This window comes from Kaistella antarctica (assembly GCF_900109615.1).
Lineage (GTDB): Bacteria > Bacteroidota > Bacteroidia > Flavobacteriales > Weeksellaceae > Kaistella > Kaistella antarctica.
On record NZ_FOIX01000001.1, the window covers coordinates 375,666 to 392,732 of the forward strand.

Sequence of the window (17,067 nt, forward strand, 5' to 3'; positions counted from 1 at the left end):
TAAGTTGTTGCTTAACTAACAACCTGAATTTTTATCATACTTTTGCAAGTTGTTTGATGATTAAAATTCAAACCGTTTCTCAGGATAATTATTTATGACATATTTCAGATTTTTGTTTCTATCATTGATATTGACTTCAGCTTTTTATTTTTCTCAGGTTCGAGAAACTGGGATTGATGAAGTAAAAATTAAAGCCTTTAAGAAATCGAAAAAGAAAGATAATCCTGCCTACGATATTTTGCAGGAAGTTTGGAAACGGAAAAAAAGCAACGGTCTTTCTCAGTTTCAAGATTATCAATACGAAGAGTATGAAAAAGTAGAAATTGATATTGCAAACATCGATTCTGCTTTCACCCAACGGAAAATTTTCAATAACCTCGAGTTTGTTTTTAAGTATGCAGACACTTTGGATAATGCTGATAAAATGGTACTTCCGATTTTCTTTAACGAAACCCTTTATAAAAATTTCGGTAAAAACATTCCTAATAAGAAGGAGAAAAGAGAAATTCTAGCTAATAAATCTTCCGGTTTTTCTGATAACGACGCGCTGGCAAATACGGCAAAAAATTTACATAAAGACATCGATATTTATGATAATGTTCTCAACTTCTTCAATATTGGGTTTACAAGTCCGATCGCCACAGATGGTTTTTCAGCCTATGATTACCAACTCTTAGGAACAGAATTTATCAATGGTACAGATTGTTATCGCATAAAATATTCTCCGAAAAGAAAAGATGTACTTTCAATTTACGGCGTGATTTATATTGCTAAAGAAACTTACGCGGTCGTGCGGGCAACCCTTAGATCAAGTAAAAACATTAACGTCAATTTTGTTAATAATTTCTACAATGAATTAGATTATGACAATCCAAATGATTCTATTTTCCTGCCTAAAAGAAATTATCAGGAAATACAATTGTCGGTTTTTGGAAAAGCTGAAAAATCAAAAAGTCTTCTAGCAAAGAAAACTACGGTTTTTTCCGATTACCTGTTTAATCAGAATTTAAATGATGATTTGTTTGACAATAAAATTTCATCGATAACCGATGATGATTTTCAGAAAGACGATCAGTTCTGGATTGATAATAGAAAAGAGAAGCTTTCTAAAACGGAAAAGAACGTTTATGAAATGATGGGAGAATTGCAAAATGTGCCCAAATTTAAAACTGCCATGAAAGCTTATGAAACCATTGCCAGTGGCTATTACAACATCAACAAAAGCATCAGCCTGGGCGATATTTATTCAATCGTGGGTTACAATGAAGTAGAAGGTTTTCGCTTGAGACTCGGTGCAAGAACTTACTTTTCTTCAAACGATTTATGGCGCGCTGCCTTCTATACTGCTTATGGATTTAGAGATCAACAAGTGAAATATGGTGCTGAATTTAGGAATATGTTCAATCGGGATAATCGCTTTACGCTTGGAGTTGGAACCAGAAGAGATGTAATGCAGCTAGGCTCGCAGTTGACCGCCGATGAGGGAATTATGACGAGGTCTTTTGCTTCTTCCGGCGTTTTAAGCGCTGGCGATAATTTCTATTTAAGTTCCGTAAATCAAACCAGTGCGTTTGCAGCGATTGATCCTTTTAAAAATTTCACGGTGAGATTAGACGCCACTTATCAAACCATAAAATCTGCGAATCCGGAAAAATTCTCCTTAGACTTTTTTAAAAATAATCAACTAAAATCTGTCGTCAGTGATTCTAAACTGGCTTTCAGTTTAACCGCAAGACCAGGCGCGAAATTTTCGAGATATGGCGTCGATCGTTATGAGCACAGTACTTTGGCGCCAACGATTATGTTGAAATATACGCAAGGATTAGAAGGCGTTTTCGAATCTGATTTCAAGTATAGCAAGCTTCAGTTTTATTATTATCAACCGATTCTATTAAGCAGTTTCGGGCGACTTGTTTTGAATGTGGAAGCTGGTAAGAACTTCAATGCCGTTCCGCTCGCTTTGCAAAATATTATTCCGGGAAATCAAGCTTATAATTTAATGCCTAATACTTTTGCGCTGCTCGATTATTATGAATTCGTGGCAGATCAATATTTTACTTTTCAGGCAGAACATCATTTTAATGGCAAAATCTTTTCTTACATTCCTTTAATTAAAAAATTGAAATTAAGAGAAGTCGCTTTCTATAGAACGGCGGTGGGAACTTTAAATCAAAGCTCTGTTTTAATCAACTCTTCTAATTTAATTTTAAAAGCACCCAATAAACCGTATTACGAATACGGATTCGGGATTGAAAACATCGGCTTTGGAAACGTAAGAATTCTGAGAATTGATTTTAACTGGCGAGGAAATTATCTTGAAAATCCAGCAGCCAGAAAATTCGGAATTAAGTTTGGGCTGCAGGCTTATTTTTAAAATATCCTTACCTTTTTCAGTGCAACTTTTTGTATCCGAATAAAACTTTTCGAAAATCTGATTTTATTCTAATTAAGGTACTAATTTTGATACTTTGAAAAATCCTGTAACGAATAAGGATAATCTTCAACACATTACATATACTATTTACAACTCTATGTTCAAAAATTTTAAATTCAATACCTTACTGCTTTTCATTCCGCTCACGAGTTTAGTGTTTTGCTTTAACACCCCGAAAAATGACGACGAGAAAATGTCGACCATTATGATCAGCGTAAAAAACACGCTCAGCTATTTGCACTATTCGCCAAAACCTATTAATGATGCTTATTCACAAGAAGTTTATAAGCAGTATTTCGAAATGGTTGATAACTCGAAACGGTATTTCCTACAATCAGATATGGCCGAATTTGCGCAGCACAAAACGAAGTTAGATGATTACTTAAACCAAGGTGATTTGAAATTCTATAAATTAACCATCGATCGTTTGTATCAAAGAGTTGATGAAATAGATAAAATAACGCAGGATATTTTGAGCAAACCCATCAATTTAGATGAAGAGGAGACGCTTTTGCTGGAACCCAAGAAAAAAGATAATCCAGTAAACCAGAAAGAACTGGCCGCAGAATGGAAAAAATACATCAAGTATAATATTCTGCAGGAAATGGAATCTATGACGGCGAAAGAGGAAATTCAAAAAGAGAAGAAAGATTCTGTTCAGAAATTCAATTTGAAAGACACCATTAAGTTGGACATTTTAACTCCGGAAGCAAAAAGAGTTAAAGCGACTGCTGAAGTGAAAGATTTGGTGACCGATACTTTCAGAAGATTCAAGAAAAGAAATAAGATGGATTGGTTCACGGTTTATATGAACTCATACACCGCAGTTTTCGATCCACACACGAACTATTATTCGCCGAAAAACAAAGAGGATTTTGATACGCAATTCAAAGGAAAGATCATAGGAATTGGGGCAATTATACAAGAGAAAAAAGGAAACCTTTACTTAGGTGAATTAACGATTGGCGCGCCAGCGTGGAAATCGAAGCAACTTGCGAAAGGTGATAAAATATTAAAAGTTAGATCTACCCCGAAAGATGAAGCCGTAAATGTAGTCGGAATGTTGGTAGATGAAGCGGTGCGATTGATTCGTGGAAAAGAAGGAACCAAGGTTGTTTTGACCGTTGAGAAAGAAGACAAATCCATTAAGGAAGTAATTATGACTCGTGAAGAAGTTTCGATTGAAGATACTTTCGCGCGCAGTATTGTGATCAACTCTGCAGATGGTAAGAAATATGGATTTATCAGCTTACCAAGTTTTAATGCAGATTTCGAAGATGTGAAAGGAAGAAATGCTTCTGATGACATTAAGAATGAAATCGTTAAATTAAAAGCACAAAATGTAGAAGGAATCGTGCTTGACCTTAGAAATAATGGTGGAGGAAGTTTAACGGAAGTTGGCGATATCATGGGCTTGTTTATGAACGCGGGCGCTTATGTTCAAGTTAAAGATGGTAACGGGAAAATTCAAACCCTTAGAAATAAATCCAGCACTCCGTTATGGACTGGTCCATTGGTGATCATGCAAAATGAACTTTCTGCTTCAGCATCGGAGATTTTAGCAGGCGCCATTCAGGATTACGGTAGAGGCGTGGTGCTCGGTTCGCCACAGTCTTTCGGAAAAGGTACGGTACAAACATTTGTAGATTTAAATAGATTTTTAAATTCGACTGATGACTTCGGATCTTTGAAACTGACGATTCAGAAGTTCTATAGAATTACAGGAGAATCAACGCAGAGAAAAGGTATTCAGTCGGATATTCAAATGAAAGATTTCTACACCTTTGCAGAAATTGGCGAACGCTATGATGATTTTGCATTGGCTTGGGATAAAATTCCAGCTGTAGATTATCAAGCGACCAACTACTTTTCGGTTACTGCTTTGCAGAAAGGGATTGAAGCACGTTTGAAAGACAATAAAACGTATCAGTTGATGCAAGAATCTGCGCAATGGAAAGAAAAATTGGATAAGGAAGAAACGATTTCTTTGAATCAAGCAAAATTCAATGAAGTAATGCAAACCAGAAAATCGCAAATCAAGAAGTTTAAAACACTTTCTAAATTCAACAACGGTTTGAAATTTACAGTCAATCCAGACGAAGCAGTTCGTGAGAAAAAAGATGAAGCATTTGCTAAGAAAACGGAGAACTGGACTAAGAATCTTCAACGGGATTTATACCTTCAGGAAGCGGTTAACGTTATTGCAGAAATGAAGTAACTACTTTAAAACATAAAATAAAAACAACCATCAATAGTTATTGATGGTTGTTTTGTTTGAAGTGCTGCTATATATTTTTCCGAAACGTAAACCTTACTCAACTTTCTTATTCTTTTTCTGCTGCTCGTTTTCATATTCTACCGTCAATATGATAACGCCAATAAAACAGCCAATCACAGAAAAAAACATTAATACGGTCCACAACTTATTATTCGGAAATGCAGATATTCCTTTCGGAGTATCCTGTAAGGTCTCGCGAAGTTTCATCAACACATTTGTTTTTTCCAGGGCACTTGATGAAGTTAAAGTTTGGAGTTCATGTTGACTTGCCTTTAAATTCCGATACCAGAAATCTACATCCTCGTCTGGCGTTTTATACAAAACAGAAGTGTAGCCTGTGGTCATTTTTTTTCCTTCTAAATATTGAAGAGATCTCGTCAATTCTTCTTCTGCCAGATCGATGGTGTTGGCGTTAGAAGCCCTTTTCAAGTAACCAGAAACATTCTGTTTAAATTCGATTCCTTTTGAAACACGAAAACCAAAAATCGTTACTGCTATTACAATTAATAAATAGCCAACTGTTTTCTTCATAAAATAATATTGTTAAAATTTCTTTCGTAGAGCGCGTCTACACTTTTTACTTGCGTAAAAATATATAATTTTTACCATTCAGTCTTTAAAATTGACCATTCAAGCAATAATTATTTTATTTACCTTTAATCGAGTTTACATTTGTACCAATAATTAAATCATGAACAGAAAGAGTTTAATCATTATCGCCTGGATTACGTTTTTTATAGGAAATGCGATTTTCATATTTTTCGTACCTGTAAAAACCTTTCAGATGTATCTGCTGAATATGTTAATCGCTGGAATGTACAGTTTCACGATTGCGATTGGGAATGGGTTAGTGAATGATTACTTATCGTCTAAATATTCGTGGGTAGAAGAAACCAGAAAGCGGACAATTTTGGGCGTGATATCTACAATCTTAATTAATGTTGTTTTGGTTCTGGCTTGTAATTACGCGAATTATATTTGGTTTCAAAAGCGAGATCCTGCGAATTTTTTTTCCGGCTCAATGGGCTTTTCGAACTGGATCACCATTAACATTGCGCTGCTGATTTCTGCCATACTGCATGCAAAAGGTTTTATAGACGCTTGGAAAAGTTCTACCAAACAGGAAGTCGTTCAACAGAAGTTAATTGCGAAATCGGCCAACGCTCAATTTGAGAGTTTAAAGAATCAATTAGATCCGCATTTTTTATTCAATTCTTTAAATGTCTTAAGTTCTTTAATTGATGAAAATCCAGCTCAGGCACAAAGATTCACGGCTTCGATGTCGAAGATTTACCGCTATGTTCTGGAGCAGAAAGACAAAGAATTAGTGACCGTAGAAGAAGAACTGAGTTTTGCGAAAACCTATTGTGATTTATTGAAAACCCGCTTTGAAGACAGTGTGAGTTTTGAATTTCAGGTAAACGAAAATGATTTGAGATCATATGTTGTCCCGCTAGCTTTACAGTTGCTTTTAGAAAACTGCATCAAACACAATTTCGCCACGTCAGGAAAACCTCTGCATATTAAAATCTATTCTGAAAATGGAAACTTGCTTATTGAAAATAATTTGCAGCAAAGAGAGCAGGTAAAAGAAAGCGCTGGCATCGGTTTATCCAATATCGTTCAACGCTATTCTCTACTAACTAAACAAAATGTTTTCATTGAGAAATCTTCTTCTTTTTTTAAAGTGAAAATTCCCATCTTAACTCAAAAAACTTCCGCGATGAATACACAACCTTCCAACGAATCGATGGCTTATGAGAAAGCCTCAAAAAGAGTGAAAGAACTCAAAGGATTCTACAGCAATCTTATCTCTTATTGTCTCGTAATTCCTTTTTTAATTTTTATTAATCTACGGACCTCGCCCGAATATTATTGGTTCTTTTGGCCGATGTTAGGCTGGGGAATTGGCTTAGGCTCACATGCCTTTAAAACATTTGGCGTCAGTGGTAATTGGGAAGAAAACCAGATTCAGAAGATTTTAGATAAAGAAAAATATAATAATTAACCATGGATACTTTAAACAAAGATGATTTCAAATATCAGCAAGCCAAAAAACGGGTAGTCGAGGTTAAAGGTTTCTACATTCATTTACTGATTTATTTGCTGGTAAACATCGGCTTGATTATCACCAGACATGCGATTGAAGGAGAGAAGTTTGGCTCGGTAGATAATTACTACACAGCCTTCTTTTGGGGAGTTGGATTGCTTGCCCACGGCTTGAGCGTTTTTCTGCCCAACTTTATTTTAGGGAAAGAATGGGAAGCTCGCAAGATTCGACAATTAATGGATAAAAATAAATAAGATCATGGAAAACATCACCGAAAACGACATCAGATATGCGGAAGCCAAAAAAAGGGTTAAAAGATTGAAAAGTTTTTACACGCATATTCTGATTTATACGGTTGTTAATATCTTTATCATCTCTCAGAACTTAAAGCTGAAAACTAATTACGATTATGCTGATTTAGATAATTATTGGACTGCTATATTTTGGGGTGTCGGTCTGCTGGGTCATGGTCTCAGTGTTTTCCTACCAACTTTTATTCTGGGAAGCAATTGGGAAGCGAAAAAAATTAAAGAGTTAATGGATAAAAACAAATAACAATCATGGAAAATCAAACTGGACAAAATGACCTTCGCTATCTGGAAGCAAAACGGAAAGTGAAGAAAAGAAAGGCCTTCTTCTTACATATTCTACTATTCATCACCATCAATTCAGGACTTGTTCCTTTTAAACTAATTGGTAATCAAAGCGTGGAAGTCAATGAGTTTTTCACAATCGGGGTCTGGGGATTCTTCTTGCTACTGCAAGGTCTCAACACCTTCTTTCCAAATTTTTTCTTGGGCAGCAATTGGGAGGAAAAGAAAATACGCGAATTAATGACTAAAAATAAGTAGCATGAATGCCGCCACCAATATCATCCTGGTTCTGTGGGGAATTTCCGAAATCTATCTCGTCTTAAAAATGAGATCTGGAAGTGCCGATACAAAAGGTAAAGATAAAAAGTCGCTTGCGCGTCTTTGGTTGGTCATTGGTTTCAGTATCTTTTTCGGAATCTATGTTTCTAAAGTTTCGTTTTATCCTCTTTATCAAAGTCAAATAATTCAGATAATCGGTTTGGCTTTTCTGTTTTTTGGAGTGATATTGCGGTTGATTGTCATCAATAGTTTAGGGAGATATTTCACCGTAGATGTGACGATAAAAAAAGATCATCAATTAAAAACCGATGGAGCTTATCAATATGTGAGACATCCTTCCTATTCATTTTCATTGCTTTCTTTTCTTGGCTTAGCGATTATCTTAAACAATTATGTTTCCGCAATAATTATTTTCGTTCCCGTATTTCTAATGTTCCTCTACCGAATTAAAATTGAGGAACAAGCATTAACAGACCAGTTTGGCAATGATTACACGGATTATATGAAGAAAACTAAAAGACTTATCCCATTTATTTATTAATTTTAAAAGATGATAAAAACCCTCATCATTGAAGATGAAAAACCAGCCGCGCGCAAACTAGAACGATTAATAAGCTTGTTCCCTGACTTAGAGCTTGTTGGCGCCTTGCATTCTGTGGAAGAAGGCATTAATTTTTTTGAAAATAATCCGCATCCAGATTTGATATTTTCTGATATCGTTTTAGGGGATGGATTGTCTTTTGATATATTCGAAAAAGTGCCGACTAAAAGCTTTATGATCTACACGACTGCTTTTGATCAATATACTTTAAAGGCTTTTAAATTGAATTCGATTGACTATCTGCTGAAACCAATTATGGAAGAAGATCTGGAAAAAGCAATCACAAAATACAAAAGTTTCCTACCTTCTGAACTGTCCAGTAATTCACTAGAAATCAAATCTTTAATTAAAGAAGAGAAACAGAAGCTCTCTCGGATTTTAGTAAAGATCGGTTACAATTTAAAGATTGTGCAAACCGATGAGGTTTCCTGTTTTTATAGTGAAAATAAAATCGTCTATTTGCAAACGCAAGAAAGAAATTACCCGACCGATTTTACTTTAGATGAGCTACAGGAAGTTCTCGATGACAAAAAGTTTTTCCGCGTAAACCGGCAGTTTATTATTAATTCTAATTTTATTCATAATATTCATACCTCGCCTTATTACAAAGTTGAAATGCGGTTTCAGCCGGAAGAAGAAATTACGGTAAGTCGGGATCGGGTAAAGGATTTCAAAGATTGGCTTTCTAATTAATACAACGATTATGAACTGGATTTTAATTATCGAAATCATTTATGTGATCTTCATCATTGGAGTCATGCTTCGAATTATTTACGATACCCAAAGTGTAACCAAAACCCTGGCGTATTTGCTCCTGGTGATTTTCTTGCCGGTCATCGGTGTTTTCATTTATTTTTCGTTCGGGATTAACTATCGGAAAAATAAATTATACAGCAAGAAAATTATTCAGGATCAAAAGCAGGAAGAGTTGGTGCTTGATAAGTTGCATTCTTACAATCTAAAAAATCTGGAAGGAATTTCTGATGATGACCAATTTTCAGGCTTAATGAAAATGATTTATGAAACCGACCGAAGTCCTTTAACCACCAACAATTCGGCAAAACTTTTAATTAATGGAGAAACGAAATTCCCAGAAGTTTTAGAAGCCTTGCGTCAGGCAAAGCATCATATTCATATTGAGTATTATATTTACGAAGATGATGAAATCGGTCGGGCGATTGAACAGATTATGATCGAAAAAGCGAAAGCTGGAATCGAGGTTCGTTTTATTTACGATGATTTCGGCAGCGCGTCAATCCGGAAAACTTTAGCTAAAAGATTAAGGGAAAACGGGGTGAAAGCTTTTCCTTTTTATAAGATAAAACTGATAAAATTGGCCAGCAGACTCAATTATCGGAATCACCGAAAAATTATCGTCATCGATGGTCGAATTTCCTTTGTGGGCGGCATTAATATCAGTGATAAGTATAGCAATGCTTCTGTCGGAAATGAATTGTATTGGCGCGACACGCATTTAAAATTGGAAGGCGACGCTACGGCGATTCTGCAGCATATTTTCATTGGTGACTGGAATTACTGTTCAGATGAAAAGTTAACTATAAACGAAAATTATTTTCCGAAGCCTGAGTTTGTGGAAACGCAGACCAAAAATGTTCAAATCGTTTCCAGCGGTCCAGATTCTGATCGGCCGTCGATTTATTATGCCATTGTCAAGTCGATACAGTTGGCGAAGAAAGAAATATTTTTGACTTCCCCTTACTTTATTCCTGGTGAAACGATTATCGATGCAATGAAAATGGCTTCACTTTCGGGCGTTGATGTGAAGCTTTTGGTTCCGGGAATTTCAGATTCATTTCTCGTAAATTCTGCAGCGAAGTCTTACTATACCGAGCTTTTGAAAGCAGGTGTTAAAATTTATTTGTATCAGAAAGGATTTGTTCATGCCAAAACTTTGGTCGCTGACCGCTGTATGGCCATGGTGGGAACTGCTAACTTAGATTACCGGAGTTTTGATTTGAACTTTGAGGTTAATGCCGTTGTATACGATGAAGGAATTGCGAACGAACTTACCGATAATTTCTATTTAGATCTTCAAGATGCTGAACAGATTGAAATCAATGCCTGGCTCAATCGGCCGAAACACATTCAGCTGATCGAAAAAATTGTACGGTTGATTTCGCCGATGCTATAGGATTAATGCAGTTTAAATTAAAGATTTATTTTGTTTAAATAGTTTACAAAGCAAAACACCTTTCAGATATTCTGAAAGGTGTTTTATTTTAAATATATGGTAACGATTTTTAAATTCGTTCGGCTACTAACGGTTCTTCATTTACTTCATAAAGATAACGTTCCTTGGTGTCGTTCAGTTCGTCCATCCATTCGGTGTGATGTACGGCAGCCATGGTGCCAGTGACTACACTTTGATAGGTTTTATCACGATAAGTCAGGATGCATTCCTCTTTATCTTTCAGCCATTCTTTAAACATCACGGCAACCTGATCAACATTGAAATGCGGATAATCAGACGTCGCGAGTAAGTCTTTAATATAGGCGGTTTGAAAATCAACATGCTCGTCACCCGTTTCTGCCTGCTCATTTTTTTCTAACCACTGATCGATATCAAGTCGTCTTTCCGCTGGTGTTGGCAGTTGCAAACGATCCATCATATAATCGCGCGCCACCCAAGCTTGCGTATCGAACATATTGAAAGTATAATATTGATCCTGCATTCCTAAATAAATCAACTGTGGCAATTCGTTAAAGAATATCCCTTTATAAAGGTTATCGGGATATAAATTGTTCTTCGTTTTCAGACGCATTTCATCTGGTAAAAACGGAAACTTATGTTGGTAACCTGTACACATAATCACGGCATCGAATTTCTCCGTGGTTCCATCTTTAAAGTAGGCGATATCGTCTTCAAAGTGCGTCACCAAAGGAAGTTCCTTAATTCCTTCTGGCCACTCGATCCCAATCGGATTGCTTCTGTAACTTAAAGTCACTGATTGTGCACCATGTTTATAACATTGAACGCCAATGTCTTCTGCCGAATAACTGCTTCCGATTAACAAAATGTTTCGGTCCTTAAATTGATCCGCCCCTCTAAAATCATGCGCGTGCATAACTGTTCCAGGGAAGTTTTCAATTCCTTTAAAGTAAGGCATGTTTGGAGTTGAGAAATGTCCTGAGGCAACCACCAAATAATCAAACTCTTCTGAATACGTTTTGTCAATTTTTAAATCGTCAAGAATCACGGTGAACTTTTTCGTTTCCTCATCGAAACTTGTCCAACGAACGGTGGTATCGAAACGAATATACTCGCGGGCATTACTTTTTTTAATACGTCCTTGAATATAATCGAATAGGACGGGACGTGGCGGATAAGAAGAAATCGGTTTCTTAAAATGTTCGTCAAATGAATAGTCAGAGAATTCTAAACATTCTTTCGGACCATTGGACCACAAGTATTTATACATACTGCCATGCAATGGTTCTCCGTATTTTCCAACGCCAGTTCGCCACGAGTAGTTCCACATTCCGCCCCAGTTATCCTGCTTTTCAAAGCAAATAATTTCGGGCATGGCAAAACCTTGATCTTTTAAAGCTTCAAAAGCACGAATTTGCGCAAGACCACTTGGCCCAGCACCAATAATACCAACGCGTTTGTTTTTCAAAATATTTTTGTTACTCATATGATTTTTTTAAAATTGAATTGGAACACTTTCTAAAAAGAGTTCTAAAAGTTAATAATCGCTTGTAAAAATTTCTGCATAACGCAGCCGAAAGAGTGCAATACTCTAGTTAGAAATCAACAACAAAATAATTGTTTTTATAATTTCTAATGGAATTTTTATAGGTAAGCAAGAAAGACAATATAAGGAATTTTTTGTGACATTCCTAATTTTGGCAGAAAAAGCAATTTAATAAATATTAGATTGATAAAAAAATGCCACAATTTTTGATTTTAATTTAAAAATGTGAGAAGTTAATATATTATAGATTTTTTTGTGCGTTGACTTTTCAAGAAAATAAAAAGTGGTGAAAAAGATTAGAAGTTCAGCAGAAACAGGATCTTGTTATGGTTGAAGTTCTCTGTGGATGACTCGCGTTTATAGAAATCAACATTGCTGGCCAATTATACTTTGAGCAAGCTACGAAATCCCCTTCCGCCGTAATAAGATTCTGCACCATTGTGATAAACAAACACATGATTGAAGCGACGGTCGCCGAATATCGCGCCACCCAATGTTCTAATTTCAGGTGGTGTCAGCAACCAGCTGGAGGTTTTGGTGTCGAAGTTTCCTAATTTTTGAAGGTCTCGATATTGACTTTCATCCAATAAGGTCGTTCCCATTTCGCTGGCTTTATGGACGGCGCTGTCTTTCGGTTTATTTTCTTTCCTGGCTTCCAAAGCTTCGTGATCATAAGAAAGGCTGCGACGCGCTTTCGGACTTTCTGCCGCACAATCACAAAACAGAAATTCGTTCGTACTTTCGTCGTAGCCAATCACGTCTGGTTCGCCATCGGTTTCTTCCATTTCGTTGAGCGACCAAAGTTTTTTCGGATTTTCTTCCAGTTTTTTTTGAACATCTTCCCATTTTAAATCCGCAAGACGTTCCGTATTATTTACAAAACGTTTCTCTAAGATGGTGAGAAGCTCTTGCGTTCTTTCTCTGGATAGTTCTGTATTTTTCATTTTTAAAGAATTAGGGATTTCAAGAAAAGTGTTTAGCCTTAAAAAATGGTCTTTTTTAATAGAACTAAATTACAAAATAAAGGAAGGCGCAAACTATTTTTGAATCGTCAGTTCCGCCTGCCAATATTGAAAAATCTTTTTTTCTCCCGTATCTAAAGTAAAATCAAATGAGGTTTTGATGGTTTCCGAAATTGAAAACTTTATTTCTTTCTTAAACAAACCGCCGGCATAAGATAAAGTGTGATACTCGCCGTTTTCTCCGCAAACATCAATGTTCTTTGGAAACGAGTTGATCAGATCAGCATCCAGATCTTTTCCAATAAAAGTCTCATCTAAAATATCCGCCTGAGTAACAATGATTTTTGATTTGATTCCTGAGCTTAAAAAATCCTCGATAACTTCCTGAGATGTTTTTTCCCAAAGCGGTTCTACAACTGCAATTCCCAAAGGCTGAAGCTTGCTTTCCCGATAAGCCTTTACGTCTGATAAAAAGATGTCGCCAAAGATAAAATGAATTACACCTTGTTCTTTAAAATGCTGAACCGCTTCAGCCATTTTCTCCTCGTAATTTTTCAACATTGTAGAAGATGTGACCGCGTATAAAGGGATGCCAATACTTTCTGCCTGTCTTTCTAAAATTTGAAGTGGAATCTCATGCATCGATGATTTTGAGGTTTCTTCTCTCATGGTGGTCAATAAGGCAATGACCTCAAATTCTTTTTCTTCCAAAACTTTTTGAAGTGCTAAAGCAGAATCTTTTCCGCCACTCCAGTTGAATACTGCTTTTTTCATTGAACATTTGAATTTGCAAGATTTCCGGTTCCTCTGGCGACGCTATTGTTTTATTGGTCATTTTGTTTTTACATTGGGTGAAAGCGGAATTAACCTATGCGTTGGGTTCGTTTTTTTATTATTTCATCAACTTGCCCAGTTTTATTTACAGTATAAAATTCAAAGTTATTATTGAGATAGTATGCGATTTTCTCATGCTCTTCTCCATATGAACCTTCTTTTCTAGAATCACCAAGACCATCAACTTCTATCCAAATTGTCTCATCATTATTCAATGTTACTACAAAATCACAAGTCCATCTCCTTTCCTTTGTGAGCGGCACTTGAATGAAATAATCTGCAATTAATTGCTGATCTAACAGTTCAAATATTTCGTTACCTACTGCGCATTCAATTATTGAAGGGTAAGTGTTGCCATCTAATCCAATTGAAGTTTCACCCCAACTACATCCTGCAATTTCGTTGTATTGTAAGCCCGCAAACGCAATGGCTTTTTCCCATGTGCCAATTTGGGAATCTCTTCTTGCTGCATTGAATAAAGAAGCATATGTATCTCTTATACTAGTAGCCTTTAAATCAATATCTTCTTTGTACAACCGTAAAATTTCTTGTTTTATTAATTCCGGAGTCCATGTTACTCTATTTGAGTAAAGGTTGATTTCATCATAATTATAACCTGCACTTTTTATGGCATTTTCCCAGCTACCAAATCTTTTGACAGCAGCGGTATGGAGGGATTGGTAGTTTTTTTGAATATATGATGAGTTTAAAGGGACTGCAGTTTGGTTAAGATTTATAATGTCGTTCGTTATTTTTTCCTTAGTCCAAAGCATCTGAGTGTCTCCAACTCTTCTTTGACGAAGTTCAATTGGGCAGTAATCTAAATTCAACTTATGTTTCAGTCTAGCAATTGCACTTATTGAAGTATCAAACTTATCTGCGATTTCTTTCAAGGACATTTTGTACGGATAATGTTCTTTAATAAAACTAAAGTCTTCTTCTTGCCAAATGTGCTTCATATCACCTTTTACGCGGCAATCTTTACTGCAGTATTTTGATGTCTTTAGTCTTTTGGGTTGAACTTGATACTGATTTCCACAGGTCAAACATGTCAATGTACAGCAATTTTTACACAAAGTGCTTGAGCCTGACGAGGATATGAAAAAGTTTCCGCAATTTTTACAAACGTGCTGAACTTTAGTATCTCTTCCTTCTATAGCGCATTTACGGCTACAATATTTGATCATTTCTGCATCCCTTAGCTTTTCAATTACAAAACTTTTTCCGCAGTTTTGACAGTCGTAGGTTTTACACTCTGTGCATAATTTACTACTGGCTGAATTGGAAACGAAATATGTTTGACATCTTTCACACTTTATTTTAAACACGCTTTTTCTCCCTTTGATCTGACAATCTCTGCTACAAAAGTGTTGTGTTTCAAATTTATTTGGACTCTTTACTACAAACTCATTATTGCAGTATTGACATTTTTTCTTTTTGCATTCCACACACCAGACATCAGTTGAACTTCTTGGTTGAAATTCAGCATTACATTTTATGCAATTTTTTAGTTTAAATCTGTGCATGTAACGACTCCAACTTGTTTATGGTAAAAAAAAGTTTACCAACTTCATCTAAGAATGGTTAGATTCAAATTGGCTTTTTAATCTCATTGCTAAAATACCAAAAATTCCTCCTGAAAAATCAAAAGGAATTATATTATTAATTAAAAATCAGGATTTTACGAAATCACGCCACTTCCCACCAATTCATCTTCCAAATACCAGGCAGCAAACTGTCCTTCGGCAATCGCAGATTGTGGGTTTTCAAACTCGATATAGAAACCTTCTTCAAATTGGTATATCGTCGCTTCTTCCAAAGTTTGTCGGTACCGGATTCTGGATTTTACTTTCATCGATTCGCCATTTTGCAAACGCAAATCTTCCCGAACCCAATGAACTTCTGAGTTTTCTATTTTTAAAGCGCTTCTGAAAAGTCCCGGGAAATTTCTTCCCTCGCCTACAAAAACGATGTTTTTTTCGATATCTCTGGAAATCAAAAAGCAAGATTCTTTATGTCCGCCAATTCCCAAACCTTTACTTTGACCGACTGTAAAATAATGTGCACCCTGATGTTTGCCAATTACTTTTCCGTCCAATTTTTCGTATTTTATTTTCTGAGACAGGAATACCAATTCTTCCAGTTTTGAAGAAAACTCCGGTGTTTCTTGATGAAAACCAGGGAGATCTTTAAAAATCTCTACAATTTCACCTTCTTTTGGTTCCAGCTGTTGTTGCAGAAAAGTCGGCAAACTCACTTTCCCGATGAAACATAAACCTTGCGAATCTTTTTTATCTGCCGTCACCAAACCCATTTCCCGGGCAATTTCCCGAACTTCAGGTTTCGTCACTGCTCCAATCGGAAACAACGATTTTGACAACTGATCCTGATTCAACTGACACAGGAAATAGGACTGATCTTTATTATGATCTGCTCCCGCCAAAAGGTGAAAAATCTCTTTTCCATTTTCATCAAAAGTTGAGGTAACCTGCGCGTAATGTCCCGTTGCAACTTTCTCAGCACCAAGCGATAAGGCTGTTTTCATGAACACGTCAAACTTCACTTCACGGTTACACAAAACATCAGGATTAGGCGTTCTGCCTTTTTTATATTCTTCGAACATATAATCCACGATTTTCTCCTTGTACAGTTCACTCATATCGATCACCTGATAAGGGATTCCGAGTTTTTGCGCCACCATTAAAGCATCATTACTGTCCTCAATCCAGGGACATTCATCCTCCAAAGTAACCGACGCATCATTCCAGTTCCGCATAAAAAGCGCCACCACTTCATGACCTTGTTTCTGCAGCAAATACGCTGCAACACTGGAATCTACCCCTCCAGAAAGTCCTACTACAATTTTCATATGTTCATTTTATAAAGTCTTTCAAGGAGACTCTTTATTGAGGCTGCAAATTTACGACATTAATTAATGATTTTTAGGAGATTCAAAATTGTTGCTCTATTTGAAAACCCGTCCCGCTGTCCGCTACATCTTTCTCTTTTCTGAGGAAAAGAGAAAGGATACCGCTACCATCGCGGCTAGAAAGAAGGTTTCGATTTCAGTCAAAATTTTTAAAGCAGTCCAAAAGTGAAGTTTCGAGTAATTATAGAAATTTTCGATTTCAAAATAATAGCGATTTAATTTGTGGAATTTGTGAAATCATTCGTGGCATTTGTGTTTCGTATTTTTAGTTGTAACCGCAAAAGAGACACAAGAAAAATGCTAAAAAGAAGCTTTCAAAAGACGGCAAAATCGGAGAAAAATATTTTCAGAAACATTTTGCATCCTTTTGAATTATTACTCAATCAACCTT

At 36.1% G+C, this 17,067-nt stretch carries 15 protein-coding genes; 9 read left to right on the forward strand and 6 right to left on the reverse strand.

What is annotated here, in order from left to right; all coding sequences use genetic code 11:
- Window positions 1-94: 94 nt before the first annotated feature.
- Window positions 95-2,374: a DUF5686 family protein gene (locus BMX49_RS01795; protein ID WP_126337178.1), complete on the forward strand. Its 2,280-nt coding sequence runs from the start codon at window positions 95-97 to the stop codon at window positions 2,372-2,374.
- A gap of 157 nt (window positions 2,375-2,531) precedes the next feature.
- Window positions 2,532-4,652, forward strand: coding sequence for a carboxy terminal-processing peptidase (locus tag BMX49_RS01800; protein WP_034718081.1), 2,121 nt, complete (start codon window positions 2,532-2,534; stop codon window positions 4,650-4,652).
- Window positions 4,653-4,745: 93 nt separating this feature from the next.
- Here the strand turns inward: BMX49_RS01800 and BMX49_RS14650 are convergent, their stop codons facing one another.
- Window positions 4,746-5,243, reverse strand: coding sequence for a hypothetical protein (locus tag BMX49_RS14650; RefSeq protein ID WP_034718084.1), 498 nt, complete (start codon window positions 5,241-5,243; stop codon window positions 4,746-4,748).
- 160 nt (window positions 5,244-5,403) lie between these two features.
- Between BMX49_RS14650 and BMX49_RS01810 the strand changes: the two genes are divergently transcribed.
- From BMX49_RS01810 to cls, 7 genes are read left to right on the forward strand one after another with little or no spacing between them, the layout of a single operon-like run.
- On the forward strand, window positions 5,404-6,720 hold the full coding sequence (locus tag BMX49_RS01810) for a 2TM domain-containing protein (protein WP_034718086.1): 1,317 nt from the start codon (window positions 5,404-5,406) through the stop codon (window positions 6,718-6,720).
- 2 nt (window positions 6,721-6,722) lie between these two features.
- Window positions 6,723-7,016 (forward strand): 2TM domain-containing protein, encoded by a 294-nt coding sequence (locus tag BMX49_RS01815; protein WP_034718087.1) that lies wholly within the window; start codon window positions 6,723-6,725, stop codon window positions 7,014-7,016.
- A gap of 4 nt (window positions 7,017-7,020) precedes the next feature.
- Window positions 7,021-7,317: a 2TM domain-containing protein gene (locus BMX49_RS01820; RefSeq protein ID WP_081864344.1), complete on the forward strand. Its 297-nt coding sequence runs from the start codon at window positions 7,021-7,023 to the stop codon at window positions 7,315-7,317.
- 5 nt (window positions 7,318-7,322) lie between these two features.
- Window positions 7,323-7,613, forward strand: coding sequence for a 2TM domain-containing protein (locus BMX49_RS01825; RefSeq protein WP_034718090.1), 291 nt, complete (start codon window positions 7,323-7,325; stop codon window positions 7,611-7,613).
- 1 nt (window position 7,614) lies between these two features.
- Window positions 7,615-8,175, forward strand: a complete 561-nt coding sequence (locus BMX49_RS01830; protein ID WP_246005101.1) for a methyltransferase family protein — start codon at window positions 7,615-7,617, stop codon at window positions 8,173-8,175.
- A gap of 9 nt (window positions 8,176-8,184) precedes the next feature.
- Complete coding sequence (locus tag BMX49_RS01835; RefSeq protein WP_081864345.1) at window positions 8,185-8,928, forward strand: LytR/AlgR family response regulator transcription factor; 744 nt, start codon at window positions 8,185-8,187, stop codon at window positions 8,926-8,928.
- A gap of 10 nt (window positions 8,929-8,938) precedes the next feature.
- On the forward strand, window positions 8,939-10,387 hold the full coding sequence (gene cls, locus BMX49_RS01840) for a cardiolipin synthase (RefSeq protein WP_034718092.1): 1,449 nt from the start codon (window positions 8,939-8,941) through the stop codon (window positions 10,385-10,387).
- Window positions 10,388-10,496: 109 nt separating this feature from the next.
- Here the strand turns inward: cls and BMX49_RS01845 are convergent, their stop codons facing one another.
- From BMX49_RS01845 to mnmA, 5 genes are all read right to left on the reverse strand, one after another.
- Window positions 10,497-11,873 carry a trimethylamine monooxygenase gene (locus tag BMX49_RS01845; protein WP_034721063.1) on the reverse strand — a complete coding sequence of 459 codons (1,377 nt, stop codon included), beginning with the start codon at window positions 11,871-11,873 and terminating at the stop codon, window positions 10,497-10,499.
- Between the two features lie 461 nt (window positions 11,874-12,334).
- Window positions 12,335-12,895 (reverse strand): DUF4256 domain-containing protein, encoded by a 561-nt coding sequence (locus BMX49_RS01850; protein WP_034718093.1) that lies wholly within the window; start codon window positions 12,893-12,895, stop codon window positions 12,335-12,337.
- 93 nt (window positions 12,896-12,988) lie between these two features.
- A complete protein-coding gene (locus BMX49_RS01855; RefSeq protein ID WP_034718094.1) occupies window positions 12,989-13,687 on the reverse strand; it encodes a Dph6-related ATP pyrophosphatase in 699 nt (232 codons plus the stop codon).
- Between the two features lie 89 nt (window positions 13,688-13,776).
- Window positions 13,777-14,706 carry a hypothetical protein gene (locus BMX49_RS14575; RefSeq protein ID WP_126337179.1) on the reverse strand — a complete coding sequence of 310 codons (930 nt, stop codon included), beginning with the start codon at window positions 14,704-14,706 and terminating at the stop codon, window positions 13,777-13,779.
- Between the two features lie 722 nt (window positions 14,707-15,428).
- Complete coding sequence (gene mnmA / locus BMX49_RS01865; protein ID WP_034718096.1) at window positions 15,429-16,616, reverse strand: tRNA 2-thiouridine(34) synthase MnmA; 1,188 nt, start codon at window positions 16,614-16,616, stop codon at window positions 15,429-15,431.
- Window positions 16,617-17,067 lie beyond the last annotated feature (451 nt).

Bases quoted from the DNA above. Each gene is read 5' to 3' on its own strand.
- BMX49_RS01795 (WP_126337178.1), top strand. From the start codon at position 95: ATGACATATTTCAGATTTTTGTTTCTATCATTGATATTGACTTCAGCT.
- BMX49_RS01800 (WP_034718081.1), top strand. From the start codon at position 2,532: ATGTTCAAAAATTTTAAATTCAATACCTTACTGCTTTTCATTCCGCTC.
- BMX49_RS14650 (WP_034718084.1), bottom strand. From the start codon at position 5,243: ATGAAGAAAACAGTTGGCTATTTATTAATTGTAATAGCAGTAACGATT.
- BMX49_RS01810 (WP_034718086.1), top strand. From the start codon at position 5,404: ATGAACAGAAAGAGTTTAATCATTATCGCCTGGATTACGTTTTTTATA.
- BMX49_RS01815 (WP_034718087.1), top strand. From the start codon at position 6,723: ATGGATACTTTAAACAAAGATGATTTCAAATATCAGCAAGCCAAAAAA.
- BMX49_RS01820 (WP_081864344.1), top strand. From the start codon at position 7,021: ATGGAAAACATCACCGAAAACGACATCAGATATGCGGAAGCCAAAAAA.
- BMX49_RS01825 (WP_034718090.1), top strand. From the start codon at position 7,323: ATGGAAAATCAAACTGGACAAAATGACCTTCGCTATCTGGAAGCAAAA.
- BMX49_RS01830 (WP_246005101.1), top strand. From the start codon at position 7,615: ATGAATGCCGCCACCAATATCATCCTGGTTCTGTGGGGAATTTCCGAA.
- BMX49_RS01835 (WP_081864345.1), top strand. From the start codon at position 8,185: ATGATAAAAACCCTCATCATTGAAGATGAAAAACCAGCCGCGCGCAAA.
- cls (WP_034718092.1), top strand. From the start codon at position 8,939: ATGAACTGGATTTTAATTATCGAAATCATTTATGTGATCTTCATCATT.
- BMX49_RS01850 (WP_034718093.1), bottom strand. From the start codon at position 12,895: ATGAAAAATACAGAACTATCCAGAGAAAGAACGCAAGAGCTTCTCACC.
- BMX49_RS01855 (WP_034718094.1), bottom strand. From the start codon at position 13,687: ATGAAAAAAGCAGTATTCAACTGGAGTGGCGGAAAAGATTCTGCTTTA.
- BMX49_RS14575 (WP_126337179.1), bottom strand. From the start codon at position 14,706: ATGAAGCACATTTGGCAAGAAGAAGACTTTAGTTTTATTAAAGAACAT.
- mnmA (WP_034718096.1), bottom strand. From the start codon at position 16,616: ATGAAAATTGTAGTAGGACTTTCTGGAGGGGTAGATTCCAGTGTTGCA.